The organism is Neobacillus sp. NPDC093182, from assembly GCF_044754045.1.
On sequence record NZ_JBIVOI010000028.1, the window covers coordinates 1 to 21,250 of the forward strand.

Consider the following 21,250-nt stretch of genomic DNA (forward strand, 5'->3'; position numbering starts at 1 on the left):
GCGGAAAGCGAAGCACCTGGAGCGGAAATCAACAGGCCTTTGGGCAGGCAGAAAAATAAAAATTGCCGAGAAAGATACCTTTCTCGACAATCTGACCGCTCAAATGAGCGGTTTTTACGTTTTGGCATTGTCAATCTAGCCTGCTGATTCTCTCCAATAAAGGATGAGTTTTACCACAGCCATACTTTTAAAAACCCCGTCCGATTCTTTTGAAGCTTTGTTTTGAAATTTCGTATGATTGCGCTTCTTTTGTTTTTGAAGGAGCTTTTTTACGACAGGCTTTTGGTACTTTATATAAAACCCCAACCTTTTCTTGCTGGACTTCTTTGACACCTTGAATAATCAGCTGCATTGCGAAGATCGCAAACATAAAGGCAACTAAAATCCACAGATACCAATATCGTCCTGAGCTAAGAGCAATTCGGCCGATTTCACCAACTAATCCTGACCATTCATTGGTCATCGACATTGGCGGATCGGCTTCCATTGGATCAAAGGAGCGTTTTGTCCCGCCAAAGAAAAATTTGAAAATCCCTAAATGAATAAAGATTAGTAGAACTTGAATAAACTGCTGCCCAAACAAGATGGTTAATCGTGGGCCGATGTGCGGGAAAACATGACGACAGAATAAATGGAATCTACTTCCGCCTAATACTTTTGCGCTTGCAATGAATTCATTTTCCATAACGCGCTGTATCTCTTTTCCTAATAAAACAGTGATTAATGGAACCACCAAAATCGTTAAGATCAACATTTCTAAAAGGATGCGTTCTGTAAAAGTAAAGGTAAAGACATAGCCGTATCCATCTAGCACTGGCAGTAAGATCGGTGCCAGCAGAATGTAGGCTATTAGACTTAATGGCAGGAAGTGAATAGAGTCAATCAACTTGCCAAGCCAATTCTGGGTCCGTGGTTTGAGTTGAAAAGCGTAAATCACCCCAAATAGCAGTCCGCCGACCACACGCAGTAAAGCAATTAATAAGGCAAAAATTAAGGTATATTTTGCGCCAATGACTAATTGATCCAAAAGACTGAAACCAAGTTTGTCAGAGCCAAAGAAAAATGGTTTTGTCGGCGCATGCGGCATCGCGCTAATCAGCGTTACGCCGTCTTCCGCATAATGGAGGCGGACTTGGTCGACATGATTATCGGTAGTAACGGAATAGATGATGCTGTAGCCAATCGTGACAATAAAAAATAAGATTCCCACTGTAAATTTCCAATTTTTCAAGTGTCTCCCGAATGTGAAGAGGACGTTTAGAATCGGACGTAATGGCGATAGTTTTCGCAGATTACAGATTAATAGATTTAATCGTAAAAACAATATTTTCTCTAGACATCTTTATCCCTACCGCTATACTACTGGGACGCCAATCACTTGTTCTAGTCTCGTAAGACAGTGTTTTCTCCTCCTTCAGCCAGAAATCAATTAGCTGAAAGAAAAAATAAAAGGGGGTAAAAATCAGCATAAGGGTGACGAAAACCATCATCGGTTTAAAGGCATCAAGCAGGAAGTAGGTTAGTCCGTGAACATTAAAAATCCTTTCAATAATAAATTGACTGGATAGTGCTCCCCAAATAATAATCTTCATATGATTAAACGAAATCGGCATGATTTTTTTTATGATATGCTTAATCAAGATGTTGAATTTGCTTATTCCTTTGCTTTTTACAAAAGTAACATACACCTTCAAGAATTCTTCCTCAATCATAACCTGCAATATTTTGAACATCGACACTGCTGGCAGGATGGCCAATGTAATAATCGGCGCTAAATTAGCCTTTTCCTTAAAACTGGCCACTTCAAAAATCGTTATTCCGGTTGCTTTGAATATGGCTATAGCCAATACTTGTAAGAGCGTAGCTACAATCATGTCCGGAATCGACTCTAGCAAATCGAGAATTCTTTTAATTGGACGAAGCACTAATTTAGGTAAAAAAGTTGATCCTAAGGCAAAGAAGATAGCAACACCGAAACCTAATGCGAGTGCACCCACCAGGATTTGCGTCGAATAGATAAAGGCAGGCCACATAATCTCCATCATCGGAGCACCACTGGCGGAACCATCCTTTATATAAATCCATGACTCTGGCTTGAACAAGCTTACGAAGAAGTCGTATAATTGCTCAAAATATTCAGGCGATTCGGGTATTCCTATAGTAGAAATATATTGTGTAAAAACACTCACGCAAATAATTGAAATAACCCCTAGTAAATAATATGTAACTAATCTAACAAGCCTTATCATCCACCCCCAATGGGTTCTTTTTTTGTGAAACCTCATACCCTAACATGCTTCAGCTTGTCGGGGTTCCGGATAATCGAAGAGGATCTACAAACAAAACGAGTTAAAGGGCAACTTTGTGACTAATTATCCTTAAATTTGTACTAACTTTTAATAAAGAAACCTCGAATATAATTATCTCGAATCTGAGGCAATGATAATACTTATCATAATTTTTGTCTATTTCTCCCCGAATACTCGAGAAATCAGTGCTTCGTCCTGTGACAAGTCGTCAAATTATTTGAAAAAGAATATTTAAATTTGTCACAAAATTGCCTCTTATCTCGTTATATTCATAGCCCCTGCTACGAATTAGTGAATGGTAGAAATAGAATGGAAGTGAAAATATGCAAGAACTGTACGAAAAATATAAAATGTTGTTGTTTAAACTCGCGTACCAAATGACAGGATCCGTTTCAGATGCGGAAGATGTTGTACATGACGTTTTTTTAAAATTATATGACGTACCGCCGGAGAAGTTGGGTGAACCTAAAGCTTATCTTTGTAAAATGGTAACGAATCGATGTCGGGATTTACAAAAAACAGCTCGCAAGAAGCACGAACAATATTTTGGAGAATGGTTTCCAGAGCCCCTTCTTAATTCCGAAGAAGATTCAATTGACTCGGTCCTCCGTGATGATCAATTGTCTTACGGGATGCTTGTGCTAGCTCAAAAGCTTACACCTCCGGAACGCGTCGTTTTTGTCCTTCGTGTAGCACTTAGCTTTGAATATCATGAGATAGCAGAAATCATAGGAAAAAGCGATATCAATTGCCGCAAGATATACAGCCGTGCAAGTGCAAAGATGGGTATTAGTTCTGAAGAGGTAGTTCATTCTGAAGCTGCTTCTCAAGAAATAGTTAACTATTTAATAAAAGCACTCAAACAAGGAAAACAAAATCAAGTCGTATCTATGATCAAATTATTGTACTGGTCTCAGATGGAGGTGGCAAAGTATTGGCCGCTGTTGAACCAATTGAAACACGAAATCATGTTGAAACGTTTCTGTTTGGCCCTGTACGTCAGGCAGCAATGATTGAGGGAAAATCAGTTTTTGAAATCAGTCAAACTCATGGACAACCCGCTCTTATTCTTCGTTCCAATGGAGGTATTCACACAGTCGGGATGGTTCATGTCGAAAATAAAATGATTGCCAACATATATTTTACCAAGACCCAAACAAGCTGAAACATGTAGGAATATGAAATAATTTTTTACATAAAACACTCAAAGAGATACTATTTAATGAAATATATCTGAATGGAACAATTGTAAGCCCAATGGAATAGTAATAGCAGGGGCTGAACACCTTCCACTATCTTACAAATACCTTAATAGCTTAAAGGACTAGTACATAGCCGTTTAAGCATATTAACTTTTATTTAGAAAGAGCTTTTGTATCTCCTTTCCAAAAAAATTTTAATTTTGAAATATTATTTATGAGGTGATTATATGTCAGTGCTATTTACATCAAGAGCAACAACACAAGGTGGACGTCAAGGAAGAGTAAAATCAGACGATGGAATCATTGATTTGAATCTTGTTATGCCGGCACCAAACAACAAGAAAGAAGGCTCAAATCCTGAACAACTATTCGCAGCAGGTTACTCAGCTTGTTTCGATGGTGCTTTAAATCTGATTTCCAGAAAAAACAAACACAAAATTGAGTCATCTGTTACAGCGGCAGTAAGTTTATTGAAAGACGGTGTAGACGACGGGTTTAAAATCGGTGTAGTTCTACATGCACATATTAAAGGTGTTTCTCAAGAAGTAGCCGAACAATTAGTGAAAGAAGCTCATGAGTTCTGCCCATATTCAAAAGCAACAAGAGGGAACATTGAGGTTTCATTAGAAACAACAGTAGAATAGTAAAAAAGAACCTATTTGCACTGCGGCTGCAAATAGGTTCTTTTTGTTTCGTTATTTTTGAATATAAGTATGCATGGCTTTTAGTACCTTTTGTTAGTCAAGTTAACAAAAACCGCTCTTTCATCCTCTCCAGACCATCACGAATCGCTAATTTTTGGTCTGCATTCTTTTTAATATAGGCGTAAGAGTACCTGAGTCTATCTCGCTGTTATTTTCTTTTGTATGTAATAAAGATAATATCTTCATAACGTGATTTAGTTAAATTTTCTAATAATTCCAGTTCAGCTTTTAATTCATTAATTTCTTTTGTACAAACTATATTTGTTTTTTTTATCTCATTGATCCTGTTTATTAACAATTTTCTAAAATGGGGAGATTCGTTTAATAAATAATAAATTAATTCCTTTACAGCTTCCATTTCCTGATCGTTCTTGATAGCAAAAATGCTTTGTTGACTTGGTTCAAATATAAATATAGATTGAAAATCGTCAGTAATTTTTATACCAAAGTAGCTTTTTTTCGTTCCATAAAATTCATTATTCCTTATCCGAATGAAGTCTACACCTACAAAAAATTCAAAGATAGGATAGTTATTATCAGGATAATGAAAATCGCTAAGTTCAATATGGGAACTTTCATCGAGAAATATTTCTGTTTCAAACTCTGTTTGGATTACTTTAGATTCTATTAAGTTCATTTTTATGACCTCATATTTCATTTGTTATATATATAATTAAACTATCATGTTAGCATGAAGAATTGCTCCATCATATCCAATGATAAAAATTCTATCATTTGTATTATTCCGGTTTAAGTCGCTGGCATAATAATTGTCTTCTTCTCCCCTCACGTTTCTTTGTTATAGATATAATGATTCATTTAATACATAAGTATTCTCCACAAATGTAACCAGTCCTATTTAAAAGAGCCAATCAAAAAGTTGTGATTGGCTCTTTTAACGTTATTGTTTACCTTAGTAGAATAATAATTTTTTATAGAGTTAATGATTAGTCTATTGCCAGCTTATTGAAAATATATATTACAATTTTCAATTATATGTGCAAAATTATCATATTCCTGATAAAACTTTTTCTTTTCTGACAATAAACGTGTTAACAACATTTACTCTACGGATGAAGGGCAGTCCGTCTAAACCAGTTGCAACACCAGTTGCAATTACACTCTTATTTTTTAATACGATCTAACAAAGCCTCTTTTTCTGCTTCATATCCTGGTTTTCCAAGTAAAGCAAACATGTTTTTCTTATATGCCTCTACTCCAGGCTGATCAAATGGATTTACCCCCATCAACAAACCACTAATAGCACACGCTTTTTCAAAGAAGTAAATCATTCCACCAAAAGTATATTCGTCTAATTTGTCAATCTCCACTTTTAAATTGGGAACTCCTCCATCCACATGCGCTAAAACCGTACCTTGTGCGGCATTCTTATTGACAAAGTCCATTGTCTTTCCAACTAAATAATTCAAACCATCAAGATTAGAAGCCTCTTCCTCTATGGTAATGTCAAGTTTAGGTTCTTTTACAGATACAACGGTTTCAATAAGTCCCCTATGTCCTTCTTGGACATATTGTCCCATCGAATGGAGGTCAGTGGAGAAATCTACAGAAGCAGGATAGAGACCTTTTTGATCTTTTCCTTCACTCTCACCAAATAACTGTTTCCACCATTCAGAAACATAATGAAGGCAAGGTTCAAAATTAACCAGAAGTTCAATTGATTTCCCTTTTCGATAAAGCGCATTTCTGACTGCTGCATACTGATAACTATGGTTTTCTGTCAAGTTGGGATTATTATACTTACCCGCTGCATCCGCAGCTCCTGCCATCATTTTATCAATATCCAGACCTGCAGTAGCGATTGGTAGTAACCCTACTGCTGTTAATACGGAGTATCTTCCCCCAACATCATCAGGAATTACAAATGTTTCATATCCTTCTTCATCGGCAAGAGTTTTTAATGCTCCTTTAGCGCGATCAGTTGTAGCATAAATACGTTTTCTCGCTTCTTCTTTTCCATATTTCCCCTCCATATAATCCCGGAAAATACGGAACGCAATGGCAGGCTCTGTTGTTGTACCTGATTTTGAAATTACATTCACTGAAATATCCTTGTCCTTCAACACATCAAATAAGTGTGAGATATAGGTGGCACTGATATTTTGTCCAGCAAAATAAATTTCTGTTTTGTCATCCATTTGGTTATGAAACGTATGTGATAGAGCTTCAATCGCAGCTCTTGCGCCAAGATAAGAGCCGCCGATCCCTATTACGATTAAAGCTTCTGAATTATTACGAATTCTTCTAGCAGCCTCTTTGATTCTTGCAAATTCTTCTTTATCGTAGGTATGCGGTAAATCCACCCATCCAAGATAGTCAGATCCTGGGCCAGTTTTATCGTGTAGCATGTTATGTGCTGCTTTTACAAAATCACTTAAATAACTCACTTCATGCTGTTGCATGAAAGACAACGCTTTAGAATAATCAAAAGTAATTGACATGGTTGTTCTCCTCTTCCGTTAATTTTGTTATGTAAGGGCGTTAACTCCATTTGCCGTATGCTTTTAATGGCTTTTATACCGTTTTCCAGTCAGCAGCAAACTTTTCAAATTCCTTGATCGGTTAAACCATTTTGGATTGCCAGGATTATGATTCAAATGGTTGGCCCATAAGGCATAAGCCATTGGTGCTGCACCCATTGGGAGACCAGGATGACCTGAATTTGCCGCATTGACGGCATCGATAGATAATGTTCGAATGGTCGAAACTGCTAAGTTCTCAATATTTTGTGACATTTTACTATTTCTCCTTGATACCTTAATTTAGAAGTACATTCTCTTTGTTTTCTTGAATTTTTTCATCTTGCCACCATTTAAACCCATTTTCTAATAACAGGGCATTTGCGGCATCCGGACCATAGGAACCCGATGAATATTCATGTAATGGCAGTAGATTTTCATCAAATGCATCAAGAATCGGTTGTACCCATTCCCACGATAATTCGACTTCTTTCCAATGGGCAAAGAATGTGGAATCTCCAATTAAAGCATCATAAATTAGCCTTTCATAAGCCTCAGGCACTCCTGAGCCATTGCCTCCTGAATCCTCACATGAAAAATCAATTCTAACAGGTTCAATATTTCCATTATTCATCGGGTTCTTGCTGTTCAATTGAAGTGAGACATTTTCGCTTGGGCTTATTTCGATGATAAATAAATTAGGCTCTACTTTTTGGTTATACTGTAGGTCTAAAGTATTTTTAAATTCGATTACGATACGAGTAGACTTTTCCCTCATTCTTTTTCCTGTCCGAATATAGAAGGGGACACGAGACCAAAACGGATTATCAATCCAAATTCGAGCTGCTACAAATGTATCAGTGTTGGAATTGGGATCCACTCCAGGTTCATCCTTATACCCTGGAACCCTCTGACCATTAATCTCACCTGAAATATACTGGCCACGAACAATGTGGGTATGTACATCTTCTTTTTTTAATGAGAGGAGAGATTCCATTACCTTCCTTTTTTCATTCCGGATTTCAGAAGCATTGAATTTTTTAGGAAGATTCATGGCCGTCATCATTAAGATTTGCAGCATATGGTTTTGAACCATATCGCGTATTGCCCCTGCTTGATCGTAATAACCTGCTCTTGTCTCAATCCCAACCGTTTCACTCGCGGTAATTTGAACATTAGCGATATGTTTTCTATTCCAAATTGACTGTAGGACTGGGTTTGAAAATTCTAGGGCCTCTAGATTCTGAACCATTGGCTTACCTAAGTAGTGGTCAATTCGATATATCTCTTCTTCTTCAAATACAGAACTAAATTTATTATTAAGTTGTCGGGCAGATTGAAGATCATGACCAAATGGTTTTTCTATCATCAAACGTTTCCAACCATTCGTTGCTCCTAATCCACTATCCCTGATATTTAAAGCGATAATGTCAAAAAATTCTGGGGCCACAGAAAGATAAAACATTCGATTTTCCTTTATTTGCAGTTCCTCTTCTCTTTGCTTAACCAACCGCAGTAATTTTTGATAATCTCCTGTATTGTTAACGTCTAAAGTGTTATACCGAAAAGCATTTAGGAAATCTCCCATTTCGGCAGTTACATGTTCTAAACGGCGTGAAAAGGTTATTATAGATTCTTTTACTTTTTCTTGAAAATTAATATGAGATAGGTTACCTCTTCCAAGTCCAATAACAGATATAGGTTGAGGCAATTTTTTATCTAAATACAAATTATAAAGAGCAGGAAAAATTTTCCTTTTAGCCAAATCCCCTGTTGCCCCAAATAAAACAAAGGTCATTGATTCCAATTTAAGTCCTCCTAATAATTGATAACAATTATCACTATATTAAATGTCAAACAAGTTTGTAATCACTGAACAGTATTACTAAATTCACAACTAAGTACATTTTTCTGTTCTTTTCCAATCCTTGCCCCGCTCATAAATGATAATATTCTTATCTCGATCCAATGTAATGACAATGTCAGCCATTCCAATAAATAGTCCATTATCGACCACACCAGGTATCATATTAATATATTTTCCAAAATATTCAGTAAACTTTAATCCTGAGAAAACACAATCAATAATATAGTTACCGTTATCGGTTATAAAAGGAACCCCATTTTTTTGTCGTAACTTTGGACTGCCTCCAAGCTCGCGTATATGTTTCATTGTCATTTCAAATCCAAATGGCACCACTTCAACTGGTAGAGGGAAAGATCCTAATTTATTCACCACTTTTTGTGAGTCAGCCACTACTATAAAATTATTTGCTGCTTTTGCGATTATTTTCTCTCTTAAAAGGGCTCCGCCACCTCCTTTAATAAGGTCTAATTCAGGATTCACTTCATCCGCCCCATCTATGGCAAGATCAATATGATCAATCTCATTAAAGGAAACAAGCGGAATACCTACTTCTTTTGCTAGTTTTTCTGTTTATTTGGACGTTGGGATTCCTTTAATATTAAATCCTTGTTGAACTAATTTTCCAAGCTTAGAAATTGTATAATGTACAGTGGTGCCAGTTCCTAGTCCAACTACCATCCTTTCTTTCACAAAATCTACAGCTTTTTCTCCAACTTCTTTTTTCTCATTCAAGGCCTTTTGCCCCTTTCACTTACGGTCAAAAGTTATGAAAAAGTGGAATGCCCAAGTTTCTTGAACATTGCTTTCCTTGACCTATTTGTTCCGTGAATGATTATTTAGCTGGTACGATATGCCAAATTTCTTCTGCATATTTTTTAACCGTATCATCAGAACTGAACTGTCCACCATTTGCGGTGTTCATCAAACTCATCTTACGCCATGTTTTTTGATCTTTATATAACGTGTCGATTTTTACTTGCGCCGCAACATATGCATGGAAATCTAGAAGATTGAAATATTCATCGTTATATTTAATCAACGCATCAAAGATTTCTTGACCTTCACGAATAATATTTGGAATCGTTCCATCAACAAGTGCATTCACCACGCGTTTAATGATTGGATCAGCATCATATACATCCCAGGCATGATAATCATGTGCATAATAGTGGGCATACACGTCATCTTTATCCATCCCAAAGATAACGATATTTTCATCGCCAACAGCATCTTTAATTTCAATATTGGCCCCGTCGAGCGTAGCGATTGTCACTGCACCATTTAGCATAAACTTCATGTTTGAAGTACCAGAAGCTTCTTTAGAGGCTAGTGAAATTTGCTCTGAAACATCTGCTGCCGGTACAATAATTTCGGCGAGTGAAACGTTATAGTTCGGTAAAAAGACAACCTTCAATTTATCTTTCAATGCTTTGTCGTTATTGACTATGTTACCGACTTCGTTAATCACCTTGATAACCGATTTTGCATAGTAGTAGCTCGGTGCTGCTTTTGCTCCAAAAATGAATACGCGTGGCGAAATATTTAAATCAGGATTTTCTTTCAAATCCAGATATAACTTGATGATATGTAAGAGATTTAAAAGCTGACGCTTATACGCATGAAGACGCTTGACTTGTACATCGAAAATCGCATTTGGTGACACTACAACACCAGTAGCTTCTTTAATGTATGCGGCAAGACACTCTTTGTTTTGATGTTTCGCATGTGCAAGTTTATCTTGAACTATTTTATCGTCTGCATAGCTTTCTAAAAGTTTAATTTTGCTTGCATCTGCACGCCATTCCTTACCAATCGTTTCATCCAATACCTTAGACATTGGTTCGTTTGCAATCTGGGACCAACGACGCAAGGCAATCCCGTTAGTCTTATTATTAAAGCGCTCAGGGAAAAGTACATAGAAATCATGAAGCACGACATCTTTCAACAAGTCAGAGTGGATTTTAGCAACCCCATTTGTTGAATGAGAACCGATGATAGCTAAGTACGCCATATGCACTTGTCCCCATTGAATAATTCGTGTACGTCCTACAATTTCAGGGTCAGCAACTTTACTCATTTCTTCTACATAACGACGGTCGATTTCTTCAATGATTTGATAAACGCGTGGAATTAGGAATTTAACCATATCCACTGGCCATTTTTCTAAGGCCTCTTGAAGAATGGTGTGGTTGGTATATGACATTGTTTTAACAGTCGCATTCCAAGCATGGTCCCAATCCATCTTATGCTCGTCAATCAGTAAACGCATAAACTCAGCAACTGCTAAAGCTGGGTGCGTATCATTAATGTGTACCGCAATTTTTGTGTGAATTTCATCAAGCGGGATTCCAAGTTTCAAATAATGTTTGACAATCGTTTGAAGCCCTGCTGAAGTAAAGAAATATTCCTGTACAAGTCTTAATTGGCGACCTTCGTAAGTCGAATCATCAGGGTAAAGCACACCAGTAATATCTTGGATTTGACGACGCTGGTTGATTGAATAGTATTTTCTTTCTTCAGATTCTGGAATTTCTACATCCCACAGACGAAGGTTGTTGACTTGTCCATTTTCATAACCAACCATCGCCGTGTCGTATGGTACCGCTAACAAAACTCTAGGATTTTCATAAACCGGTGTTAAATCTCCTGTCGCTTCGTCTTCTTTTAGCCATACATTTCCTTCCATTTTTACTTCAACTGCTTCATGGGCTTTACGGACCTCCCAAACATTTCCACATCGGAGCCAATCATCTGGAAATTCTACTTGATAACCATTGATGAATTGTTGTTTAAACAAACCGTATTTGTAACGGATACCATTTCCAAATCCTAGGAGACCTATCGATGCTAGAGAATCCATGAAACAAGATGCGAGACGACCGAGTCCACCGTTTCCGAGTGCCATGTCTTTTTCGGCTTCGGCAATCATATCAAAATCCAAACCTAATTCTGATAATCCATCACGTACAACATCTAAAATCCCTAAGTTTAGCAAATTACTGCGAAGCATTTTTCCTGGTAAGAACTCGATCGAGAAGTAATAGGCAGTCTTGGTTTGATTTTCCATCTGGTACCGACGTACATCGCGCCAATCCTCAGAAATATAGTTCTTAATTACCGAACCGAGAGATTCAAATAATTCCTGTGCATTTGCATCCGCAGTTTCAATTGCGAATTTTTCATGCAATCGATTTTTAAAATCTGTTTGGAACTTCTTTTTGGTTAATTTCACAAGTAGCAACCTCTTTTCATTTATATGATGTTCATCGATATGAAAAACATCTAACCGATTTTACTTGTCGTGGCATATCTGTAGGCTCTTCCTTATATTCATCCTTCATCAGTGTGAAATAAGACAACATAACTCGTACTTCTTCACCTTGTTTGACAAGTTCATTAGGAAGTACTCCGGCAACGTCACCAAGACCATCCGTTTTAAAAAATGGTGCACATTCAGTGGCTGCAAATAATTTTTTCATGCCTGTATACCTCTTCCCTCAGTTTTGAATTATATATTCTGTATATGTTAATGGATTAACAGTTTACTATTTAACCAAACTTTTTGCCGGATTCTATTGTCAAGCTTTGGATAACTGTGTTTCTTTATAGCTGTCCTCTAATACCTTATTCTCATTTATAAAATTCACTAATATTTCGATAAAACCCTTTGCGACAGTTCCAATATATTTTTGTTTATGGTGGACAATAGACACTTCCCTGATGATAGCTGGATTCGTTATTTTGATAGCCTTTAACCCCCCTGTATTTTCCAGCGAAAAGAGTGTACCAGATATAATGGAAGCCCCTACCCCTTCCTCGACTAGATCCAATATCGCCTTTGTATCGGTTGATTCAATGATAGGCTCGAGGACAAACCCAGCAGAAAGACACGCATCAGCAAATAATTCCCTAAAACAATGACCTATTGGATTTAATATTAGCGGAATATCCTGAATCTCACGAAACTCAATTTCGTCTCTCTCAGACCAAGCAAGATCCGTTCTCGCGACTAAATAGAAATCATCCTCGTATAAAGGAATTTGGATAGAACACTCTTCTGGTCTTGGCATGAAGGTTAGAGCCAAATCAATTTCGTTATGTTTTATCTTTTCTACCGGGTCATCTATGGAGAAAAACTGGATCTGAACGTGAGGGTACTCAGAATGAAACTCTAACAAAACCTTGGAGGCTATAAGACTTAAGTCACCAGAAAGTGCCCCAATCACTAATTTCCCTTTTTTCACCTTTCGGAGGTCCTCTATTTGTTCCGTGGCAAATTTTAAATTTGTGAACACTATTTTGCAATGTTTCAGGAGGATTTCGCCAGCTTCCGCGATGGTTATTTTTTTTCCTAAACGATTAAATAAACGAACACCCAGTTCATCCTCTAGCGCTTTAATTTGATAGCTCAAGGTAGGTTGACCAATTCTTAGTTTTTCAGCCGTCTTTGTAAAATGCAGCTCTTCACATAGGGCCATGAAGTATTCTAATTGTCTTAGTTCCAAGATTTTTTACCCCTTTGAAGGTTTCATTTTTATATAGAATGGTACTAGCCGTCTTTCTATCCCAAGATCATCATGATAAGTATGCGAGTTTAAAAAGCAATCCTTTTATTGCTTTTACAATTCTTGGATTTTTCCACTCCCATTCTTCTCTAAGATGTAATTTCGAAGAGGTTCTACAAATAAAACGGGTTGAAGGGCAATTTTGTGACGAAATATCTTCATAAATTTCAACTAACATTTCCTGCTACATTCTTTATATGTATTACAATATTGGAAAAACATATAACGTAGTCCCTTTTCCACCACGTCTATCGAGAAAAACTGGATCTGATCCGTCTATCAATACCGAGATAATTATGATAAGCGACAGTTCACGCATTTGTATGGATGGTGAACTGTCACTCCTACTATCTGATAAATTTCAATCTATCTTAATTAATTTTACATTGACAACAATTTATTTGCCTTGAACTTGAATGGTTGGAATCGCTGTCCCCTTTACTTGAACCTTAGCTTGATTCGTATACGTATTATCCTGTTGTGTTTTAATTGCAGGTGCTGAGATCTCATTGTTGATGACCGCGCGAATCATTATATTTCCATTTTCCGGATTCGTATCTTGCTTCCAAGTTCCTTTATCCAGCTCCCAATTACGATCATGGAAAGGGCTATTTAGATCAAGTTTTAAGACCTGGCATTGTACCTGTGACTGACGCCTCAGGCTGTACATAGACTAGATAGAAATCTCCAGTGACAAAAATATTTTTATCCGTTAAATCGACATGAGTCCATTCCCCATCAGTTAATACGATTTTTTTTAAGAATTCTCGTTTATTCGACAGGATCTCATTACCCTCGATTTGTTAACGATTAAATGAACTGAATTCAGATCATAATGGCTTCGTGAAGGCATAGCGAAATAAAAAGTGAAATAAAGCAGTAAATCAGTATTCCATATGTTACTATATAATGTGCATTCTACTCATATCGAATCAAGCGACATTCTCACTAATTCTACACCATCAATTAATTCGATGTTTAACCCTGTAACTTAATGTACTGAGAACCAGATATATTTAACAAAAGGACACTGACCAATCAGGTTAGCATATAAAGTTAATTTTTTTATCAGATAGTTGTAAAATAGAATGATACAAAACAATTGCACTTATTCCACAGTCCTCTTTTGAACTCCACTCTTCAGGGTTATGACTTATCCCGTTTTTTGAACGAACAAATATCATTCCTATAGGACATATAGGATGTAACTGCATTCCGTCATGCCCCGCACCGCTAGGCAATATGAAGGGGTGTACTTCATTTTTCTGGCAAGAATTTTCAATTATTTCTTGAATTTCTTTAGAACAGATAGCAGGGGCTACACGCTGCAAATCTTCAATGAAAAGCTCAATTCCACGTTCTTGGCATATTTTATTTGCTTTTGAAATAATATTTTGTTCAATCTCATCACGAACTTTTTCATCTATTTCTCGTAAATCAAATGTAAATTCGACTAGACCTGGAATAACGTTAACTCCCCCGGGTTTAACTAATATCTTCCCAACTGTTCCAACAGCATTCTTGTGTTTTTTAACTTCCTCTTCAATGAATTGAAGGATTATCGCTGCAGCAACCAAAGGATCTTTTCTTATTTGCATTGGAGTCGACCCTGCATGAGCCGCTTCACCCATTAAGGTCCATTTATTCCATAACGGTCCGGCTATCCCCGAAACAATTCCTACCGGTAAATTTTCTGATTCTAGAACCTTCCCTTGTTCAATATGCAGTTCTATATAAGCTTTGATTGACCCTTTGACTCTTGTAGCTCTGGAAATATTGTTGGGATCCAGTCCAACTCTTTTCATTGCCTCAGAAATCGAAATGCCATGTTCATCTTCTTTTTGCAACTGTTCATTATTAAGAGTTCCAGCTATTCCTCGGCTGCCAATCATCCCTAGTCCAAACCGTGTACCTTCTTCATCCGTAAATGCAATCACTTCAATGGGATGATCTGGGATTATTCCTTTCTCATTCATAGTTTGTAAAACTTCAATACCTGCAATGATACCGAGTGGACCATCAAAATTCCCGCCATTTGGTACTGAATCAAGATGAGAACCTATGATTACCACCGGGTCGTTAATGTTTCTTCCTTCTTTTCTACCAATCAAATTTCCTACCTCATCTTCACGTATTGCGAGACCTGCTTCCTTCATAAAAGAAATAACTAAATCTTTTGCTTTTCTCTCCTGTTTAGTAAATGATAAACGAGTAATCCCTCCATCCTTTTGCTTACCAATTTTGCTTAATTTAAAAAGACGATCCCAAATTCTATCTTGATTTATCACCGAATCACCTCTAATTTATTATTCGATAAAACATCCAAGCGGCAGGTATCATTTAGATGTTAACCATTCTAATGCATTGTAGTAAACTTCAAGGATTTAATTTTTAATCTCTTCTTTTTTCATTTGAAAACGAAAATGGCAAACTCCTTCTTTTAGAATATATTGATCGTGCACTACCTCGAAATTACGATTAAACCCTTTCGCAATGGCCGGATCAATCATTTGACAGTATAGAATTCCATACTCTTGCATTCCGTCTTTTATCCACTGTTCTGCAAAAGCACATTTCGTAAATGTTTGTTCAATTTCTTTTGGATGGAATAATGTCTCATACTGAAATAGTTCACTTCTACCCATATCATAATTGGAAAGATAGTGGTCTATCTCGTTCGGTTCCCCGGCCATTGCTGCACGTTTTGCAATATTTCGCCCTCGTTCTTCTCCGAATGTACGGACAGCTTCCATGATTACTTCACGCCCTTCTTCACCAAAACAATCAACCACTGCCTTGGAGACCTGTGCAAATAGCTTGGCCATAATAGAAAACATCGTTATAGATTCAATGCCAGCTCTTTCTTGTGCTTTTGTATAATTGTTAAATGTTAGTTCAATTTGTTTGGAATCTAAGAATGTTTCATAAAAGAAGACATTACTTTGATCTAATTCTTCTTTAAGGATATTTAGACTCTGAGCTAGTTCTACGCCCTGCTCCTCTGTTAGCACCTTAACCCCTTCTATTAACACATTCCTGCCCTCTTCACCGAAACGTGCACTAACCGCATTCAATAGATGATTCAATAGCTTTGCTGTGGTTTCATACATAGTAACAGGCTTTAAGGTTTCTTTGTCCAGTGTTTTTTCAATATCCATCTTCTTTCCCCTTTCTCTAATCCATTCCTAAATAAATTTTTCTGATCACATCGTTTTTTTGTAACTGTTCAACTGTTCCCTGCGCAACTATTTTGCCTGTTTCGAGTACATAGCCTCTATGAGCAATCGATAACGCCATATTGGCATTCTGTTCAACAAGCAGGACGGTTGTCCCCTCTTCGTTTATCTTTTTTATTATTCCGAAAATTCCCTTAACCATAATTGGAGCTAGGCCCATTGAGGGTTCGTCTAATAATAATAGTTTAGGTTTGGTCATAATGGCACGGCCAATAGCCAGCATTTGTTGCTCCCCACCGCTTAACGTCCCTGCAGGTTGGTTTTTTCGCTCTTTAAGATGAGGGAGAAGTTGGAATATTTCTTCGATGTCCTTTTTTATGCCATCCTTGTCCTTTCGTATGAATGCACCCATTTGCAAATTTTCAAGTACTGTTAGATCTGTAAAGATCCCTCGGCCTTCAGGAACCTGAGAAATACCCATCTTTACAATTTTATGTGCGTTCATTTTGGTTAAATCGGTTCCTTGAAAAAGAATTTTTCCTTTACGTGGGTTTATAATTCCAGAAATTCCCCGGAGAGTAGTGGATTTACCAGAACCATTGGCTCCTATGAGAGTCACAACTTCTCCCTGAAGGATTTCTATACTAATATTTTTTACTGCCGGTACTACTCCATAGTTAATAGATAATCCCTCAATTTTAAGCATATTCCTTCTCCTCTCCAAGATATGCCTTAACAACCTTAGGATTATTTCTAACCTCGGAACCAGTACCTTCTGCAATTTTTTCACCGTGGTCTAACACCACAATTCGATCTGCAATATTCATGACAAGCCGCATATCATGTTCAATTAAGAGAATTTCAATATTCAATCTATTGGATAATGATTTAATAATCTCTATCAATTTTTGCTTCTCTATTGAATTCATGCCCGCAGCAGGTTCATCTAGTAAAAGAAGCTGACAATTTGTCACTAACGCTCGACCTATTTCAAGAAGACGTTGTTCACCATATGGCAGATGATGAGCATATTCATAAATCTTATGGTCAAGTCCCACCATCTTAAGAATTTCTATGCATTCATTTACCACATCAATCCGTTTTTTTTTGACTTTTTTTGTCACGAAGATGGATTCCCATACCTTTTCAGCATTGCAGCTCTGATGGGCAATTAATACGTTCTCCAGAACGGTAAAACTTTTAATAAGACGGATATTCTGGAATGTCCTAGCAATTCCTATTTTAACCCGCTGAAAAGGCTTTAAATGGTTTATTTTACGTTGCTTGTAATAAATGATGCCGCTAGTAGGTTGATAGAGTCCGGTAAGTAAATTGAAAAGGGTTGTCTTCCCAGCTCCATTTGGTCCAATTAAAGCTATTATTTCTCCCTTTCTCACGCTTAGATCAACTTGGTGAACAGCTGTCAATCCTCCAAACCTTACCGATACACCCTCAAGTTTTAAAACCTCTTCCATGTGTCCTACCTCCCTGTTATACCGTAGAAGTTGCGTTTTCGTTTGTTTTCTCCCCAAAACCCAGATGGCTTATACGACATCATTAACACGATACCGACACCAAGAAACATCATCCGATAATCACTTACAAAACGAAGGACTTCTGGAGTGATGGTTAAAATTACAGCCCCCAGAATGGACCCAGGCACACTTGCCATTCCCCCTAGTACAACCATTGCAAGAATAGTAACCGATTCTAGATATTGAAAAGTTTCAGGACTAATAAAAGAAATATAGGTTGCCCAAAATGACCCTGCAATTCCTGCAAAAAAAGCCCCAATAGTGAATGCAAGTAATTTATATTTAGTTGGGCGAATTCCAACGGATTCCGCAGCAATCTCGTCTTCTCTAATTGTCAATAAATTAAGACCTATTCCTGAATGGACAAGCCTGTTAATCACAAAGATTGAAAATGCGGTTAGTATCAACACTAAGTAATAAAATTCAATTTTGCTACTGAAGGTATATCCGAAAATCTCAGGTGAAGGAATCCCAGGGACTCCCATTGGCCCATTAGTAACATCCACCCAGTTTACAAATATCAGCCGAACAATTTCTCCGAACCCAAGCGTCACAATTCCCAAATAGTCACCTTTTAGCCGCATGACTGGAGTGCCTAATAATAAGCCAAAAAAAGCGGTAACTATTGCAGATATTAACAAAACAAGCCAAAAAGAGAGATGCAAACGGATCATTAAAAGAGCACTAACATAGGCACCAATTCCATAAAATGCGGCATGGCCAAGAGCAAACTGCCCTGCGTAGCCAACTATAATGTTAAGACTCAGTGTTAACATTACATAAACACCAATCATGATGACAATATGTACAAAATAATCATTAATTTGTACCAGCCATAACGGCAACGTTAACAGAAAAAGAGCAATTAAAAATGAGAAAAATCTTTTATTTTTCAAACAATCCCACCTACACTTTAGTTATTTCTTTCTTACCAAGAATACCAGTTGGTCTAAGCACTAATACTAAAATTAAAATGGAAAAAGCTATCACATCTTGGTATTGTGAAGAAATATACCCAGCCGCTAAGTTTTCAACTACACCTAGAAGAAGTCCGCCCAATACAGCCCCAGGAATACTTCCAATTCCCCCTAATACCGCTGCTGTAAAGGCTTTTAAACCTAATGTATAACCCATTGTTGGATAAACTGCATCATAATACATTCCTACCAAAACCCCAGCATTTGCTGCCAATATTGCCCCAATGGCAAACGTCAGCATGATGATAAAATTTGTATTAATCCCCATTAAGGTAGCATTGGTGATACTCATCGATGTAGCACGCATTGCCGTGCCAATCTTAGTTTTCGTTACAAATAATTGTAGTCCTACCATTAAAAGGAACGATAAAACCAAAATGAACAATTGGATTGAAGAAAGTGAGACGCCACCCCATTTGAACGTGTGAGTTTTAAATGAATCAGGGTATGGATGTGTTCCAGCCCCCCAAATCTTTTGTGCAAGGTTTGATAAGAAAATCGATACCCCCATTGCACTAATTAATGGTACAATTCGATCTGCCATTCGGAGTGGTCGATATGCAAATCTTTCAATAATTATTCCAAGTACTGCTGTTAAGACAGATGCTAGGATAAGGATTAAATAAAAAGGAGCTTCTACATATTGAATTAAAAATAAGCCAAAAAAGCTGCCAATCATAAAAATGTCTCCGTGAGCAAAGTTTACAATTTTTAATATTCCGTAAACCATTGTATAGCCAAGAGCGATTAATGCATAAATGGAACCAATTGTTAAACCATTTATAATTTGTTGTTCGAGCATAAAGCACCTCCTCTCTCAAATAATTCCTGGTAAGCAATAAGTCCTTACCCGGAAAAGTTACTACTTGTATAATTGGAATTTTCCATCTTTTACAATTAATTTTTCAGGTTCTTTTAATACATCTCCATTTTCATCAAAATCATGAATCCCTGTTGCACCTTGATAGCCTTTCAATGTAGCAATAAATTCTTTAATTTTTTCTCGTTCTGCGCCATTTTTCTTTATCGCTTCTAACACAATGGATGTGGCATCAAAGGTGTAGGCTGCATAGGTTCCCGGATTTTCGTTATAAGCTTCTTTATAGGCATTAACAAACTGTATTGTTTTTTCATTATCACTATTTAGATTAAAGAAACCAGGGGCCATGACTCCTTCTACAGCTTCACCCCCCATTTTGATTAAGGCATCAGAGTAAAAGCTGTCCACACCCATAATTTGAACATTTAAACCGAACTGCTTGCTTTGTTTTGCAATTAAAGCACCTTCGTTATATAATCCCCCCACAAAAATAACATCCGGTTTTGCTTCCTTCACTTTTGTTAAAATAGACGAAAAGTCCTTTGTTTGGCCAGCCACATATGATTCGTTTGCCACTACGATAAGTCCATTCTCTTTGGCAGATTTCTTAAAAACAGTAGATAACCCTAACCCAAAATCTGTTTGTTCATAAATAATGGCTACATTCTTAAACTTTTCTTCTTTCGTCCACTTAGCCACATATTCACCCTGAAAGGCATCAGTTGTTATGACACGAAATGTATAATCCCCAGCATCCGTCACATTTGGTGAACTAGACGAAGGTGAGATTTCTACTATTTTATTCTTATTGTAAATGGGAGCAGCCGCTAATGTAGCGGAACTATTAAAATGACCAATAACAGCAAGAATCGATTTATCGCTTGCTAATTTATTTGCAATATTTACCGCTTCCTTTGGATCACCTTTGTCATCTTCTACTACCAAATCAATTTTTTTCCCATCAATACCACCAGCATCGTTCGCAAGTTTAATAGCCAGTTCCGCTCCTTTTTTGAAAGCATCACCGTATTCCGCGGAATCACCCGAAAGTGGTGCTGCAAGACCAATTATCAAACTTTCCTTATTTAATACGCCATCAGACTGATTGTCTTTTCCACTGCAACCTGCTAATATGTTGACGTTCATTAAAAACATCACAATAAACAAAAGCTGTTTTTTCAAGATATACTCCTCCTAATATATTATTAATAACTCAATTAACTCTATCTATTTAGTAGGAATTAAAAGTTTTAATATCCCATAATAGACTATCAAACGAATAATCCTTACTTCGTAATAATAAATAAAATATAAAAAATGTAATCATCCAATTTATTATTTTTTAAACCATCCACTTAAAAAGATAGAAAAACTGAGTAAACTAGTAAAAGGAAATACATATTGTTCTTTTCCCTACCTAAATTTTTCTAGTCAACATAACTAAATCTAATAAACCCCTTTATTTCTCTAGTATCTTTCAAATAATTTATTTTATAGATTAATAATTATATGTTAGTTCAAAGATATTTTTCTAAAAAAATGTTTTTTCAATTGTATCTCCTTTCCAAAAATATTTTTTTTTTTGAAATATTATTTATGAGGTGATTATTTGTCA

The 21,250-nt window shown here is 36.8% G+C and carries 19 protein-coding genes and 2 pseudogenes; 2 read left to right on the forward strand and 19 right to left on the reverse strand.

The genetic code is table 11. The features are described 5' to 3' along the window. Positions 1 to 187: 187 nt before the first annotated feature. Together ACIQAA_RS30940 and ACIQAA_RS30945 are read right to left on the reverse strand one after the other, a co-directional pair. Positions 188 to 1,231, reverse strand: a complete 1,044-nt coding sequence (locus tag ACIQAA_RS30940; RefSeq protein ID WP_402627361.1) for an ABC transporter permease subunit — start codon at positions 1,229 to 1,231, stop codon at positions 188 to 190. 61 nt (positions 1,232 to 1,292) lie between these two features. Then, complete coding sequence (locus ACIQAA_RS30945) at positions 1,293 to 2,249, reverse strand: ABC transporter permease subunit (protein ID WP_402627364.1); 957 nt, start codon at positions 2,247 to 2,249, stop codon at positions 1,293 to 1,295. A gap of 383 nt (positions 2,250 to 2,632) precedes the next feature. Here ACIQAA_RS30945 and ACIQAA_RS30950 point away from each other — a divergent pair, with 383 nt between their 5' ends. Together ACIQAA_RS30950 and ACIQAA_RS30955 are read left to right on the forward strand one after the other, a co-directional pair. Then, entirely contained in the window at positions 2,633 to 3,322 is a 690-nt protein-coding gene (locus ACIQAA_RS30950; RefSeq protein WP_402627367.1) for a sigma-70 family RNA polymerase sigma factor, read from the forward strand. A 416-nt stretch (positions 3,323 to 3,738) separates the two neighbouring features. Further along, positions 3,739 to 4,155 carry an organic hydroperoxide resistance protein gene (locus ACIQAA_RS30955; protein ID WP_402627370.1) on the forward strand — a complete coding sequence of 139 codons (417 nt, stop codon included), beginning with the start codon at positions 3,739 to 3,741 and terminating at the stop codon, positions 4,153 to 4,155. 208 nt (positions 4,156 to 4,363) lie between these two features. On the opposite strand, the gene ACIQAA_RS30960 is transcribed toward ACIQAA_RS30955, so the two are convergent. The 17 genes and pseudogenes from ACIQAA_RS30960 to ACIQAA_RS31040 form a co-directional block, all read right to left on the reverse strand. Beyond that, positions 4,364 to 4,852 (reverse strand): hypothetical protein, encoded by a 489-nt coding sequence (locus ACIQAA_RS30960; RefSeq protein WP_402627372.1) that lies wholly within the window; start codon positions 4,850 to 4,852, stop codon positions 4,364 to 4,366. 487 nt (positions 4,853 to 5,339) lie between these two features. After that, a complete protein-coding gene (locus ACIQAA_RS30965) occupies positions 5,340 to 6,677 on the reverse strand; it encodes a glucose-6-phosphate isomerase (protein ID WP_402627375.1) in 1,338 nt (445 codons plus the stop codon). Positions 6,678 to 6,788: 111 nt separating this feature from the next. Beyond that, positions 6,789 to 6,971: pseudogene (locus tag ACIQAA_RS30970) on the reverse strand (transketolase); the annotation flags it as partial. A gap of 22 nt (positions 6,972 to 6,993) precedes the next feature. Further along, entirely contained in the window at positions 6,994 to 8,502 is a 1,509-nt protein-coding gene (zwf, locus tag ACIQAA_RS30975) for a glucose-6-phosphate dehydrogenase (protein ID WP_402627377.1), read from the reverse strand. A gap of 90 nt (positions 8,503 to 8,592) precedes the next feature. Next, positions 8,593 to 9,120, reverse strand: a pseudogene (gene rpiA / locus ACIQAA_RS30980) (ribose 5-phosphate isomerase A); the annotation flags it as partial. A gap of 12 nt (positions 9,121 to 9,132) precedes the next feature. Next, entirely contained in the window at positions 9,133 to 9,294 is a 162-nt protein-coding gene (locus ACIQAA_RS30985) for a hypothetical protein (protein ID WP_402627380.1), read from the reverse strand. 100 nt (positions 9,295 to 9,394) lie between these two features. Further along, positions 9,395 to 11,794 (reverse strand): glycogen/starch/alpha-glucan phosphorylase, encoded by a 2,400-nt coding sequence (locus tag ACIQAA_RS30990; RefSeq protein WP_402627507.1) that lies wholly within the window; start codon positions 11,792 to 11,794, stop codon positions 9,395 to 9,397. Positions 11,795 to 11,825: 31 nt separating this feature from the next. After that, positions 11,826 to 12,041, reverse strand: a complete 216-nt coding sequence (locus ACIQAA_RS30995; RefSeq protein ID WP_402627383.1) for a glycogen/starch synthase — start codon at positions 12,039 to 12,041, stop codon at positions 11,826 to 11,828. A 99-nt stretch (positions 12,042 to 12,140) separates the two neighbouring features. Next, positions 12,141 to 13,067: a LysR family transcriptional regulator gene (locus tag ACIQAA_RS31000; protein WP_402627386.1), complete on the reverse strand. Its 927-nt coding sequence runs from the start codon at positions 13,065 to 13,067 to the stop codon at positions 12,141 to 12,143. 457 nt (positions 13,068 to 13,524) lie between these two features. Continuing rightward, a complete protein-coding gene (locus ACIQAA_RS31005) occupies positions 13,525 to 13,797 on the reverse strand; it encodes a hypothetical protein (RefSeq protein ID WP_402627389.1) in 273 nt (90 codons plus the stop codon). Positions 13,798 to 14,170: 373 nt separating this feature from the next. Continuing rightward, positions 14,171 to 15,415, reverse strand: a complete 1,245-nt coding sequence (locus ACIQAA_RS31010) for a Zn-dependent hydrolase (RefSeq protein ID WP_402627392.1) — start codon at positions 15,413 to 15,415, stop codon at positions 14,171 to 14,173. 96 nt (positions 15,416 to 15,511) lie between these two features. Beyond that, positions 15,512 to 16,285 carry an L-2-amino-thiazoline-4-carboxylic acid hydrolase gene (locus ACIQAA_RS31015; RefSeq protein WP_402627395.1) on the reverse strand — a complete coding sequence of 258 codons (774 nt, stop codon included), beginning with the start codon at positions 16,283 to 16,285 and terminating at the stop codon, positions 15,512 to 15,514. Between the two features lie 16 nt (positions 16,286 to 16,301). Then, positions 16,302 to 17,009, reverse strand: coding sequence for an ABC transporter ATP-binding protein (locus ACIQAA_RS31020; protein ID WP_402627398.1), 708 nt, complete (start codon positions 17,007 to 17,009; stop codon positions 16,302 to 16,304). Further along, positions 17,002 to 17,778: an ABC transporter ATP-binding protein gene (locus ACIQAA_RS31025; RefSeq protein WP_402627401.1), complete on the reverse strand. Its 777-nt coding sequence runs from the start codon at positions 17,776 to 17,778 to the stop codon at positions 17,002 to 17,004. The genes ACIQAA_RS31020 and ACIQAA_RS31025 overlap by 8 nt, the downstream gene beginning before the upstream one ends. Positions 17,779 to 17,783: 5 nt before the next feature. Next, positions 17,784 to 18,734 (reverse strand): branched-chain amino acid ABC transporter permease, encoded by a 951-nt coding sequence (locus ACIQAA_RS31030; RefSeq protein ID WP_402627404.1) that lies wholly within the window; start codon positions 18,732 to 18,734, stop codon positions 17,784 to 17,786. A 10-nt stretch (positions 18,735 to 18,744) separates the two neighbouring features. Further along, positions 18,745 to 19,617, reverse strand: coding sequence for a branched-chain amino acid ABC transporter permease (locus tag ACIQAA_RS31035; RefSeq protein WP_402627407.1), 873 nt, complete (start codon positions 19,615 to 19,617; stop codon positions 18,745 to 18,747). A gap of 60 nt (positions 19,618 to 19,677) precedes the next feature. Next, positions 19,678 to 20,817 (reverse strand): ABC transporter substrate-binding protein, encoded by a 1,140-nt coding sequence (locus ACIQAA_RS31040; protein WP_402627409.1) that lies wholly within the window; start codon positions 20,815 to 20,817, stop codon positions 19,678 to 19,680. Between the last annotated feature and the right edge of the window lie 433 nt (positions 20,818 to 21,250).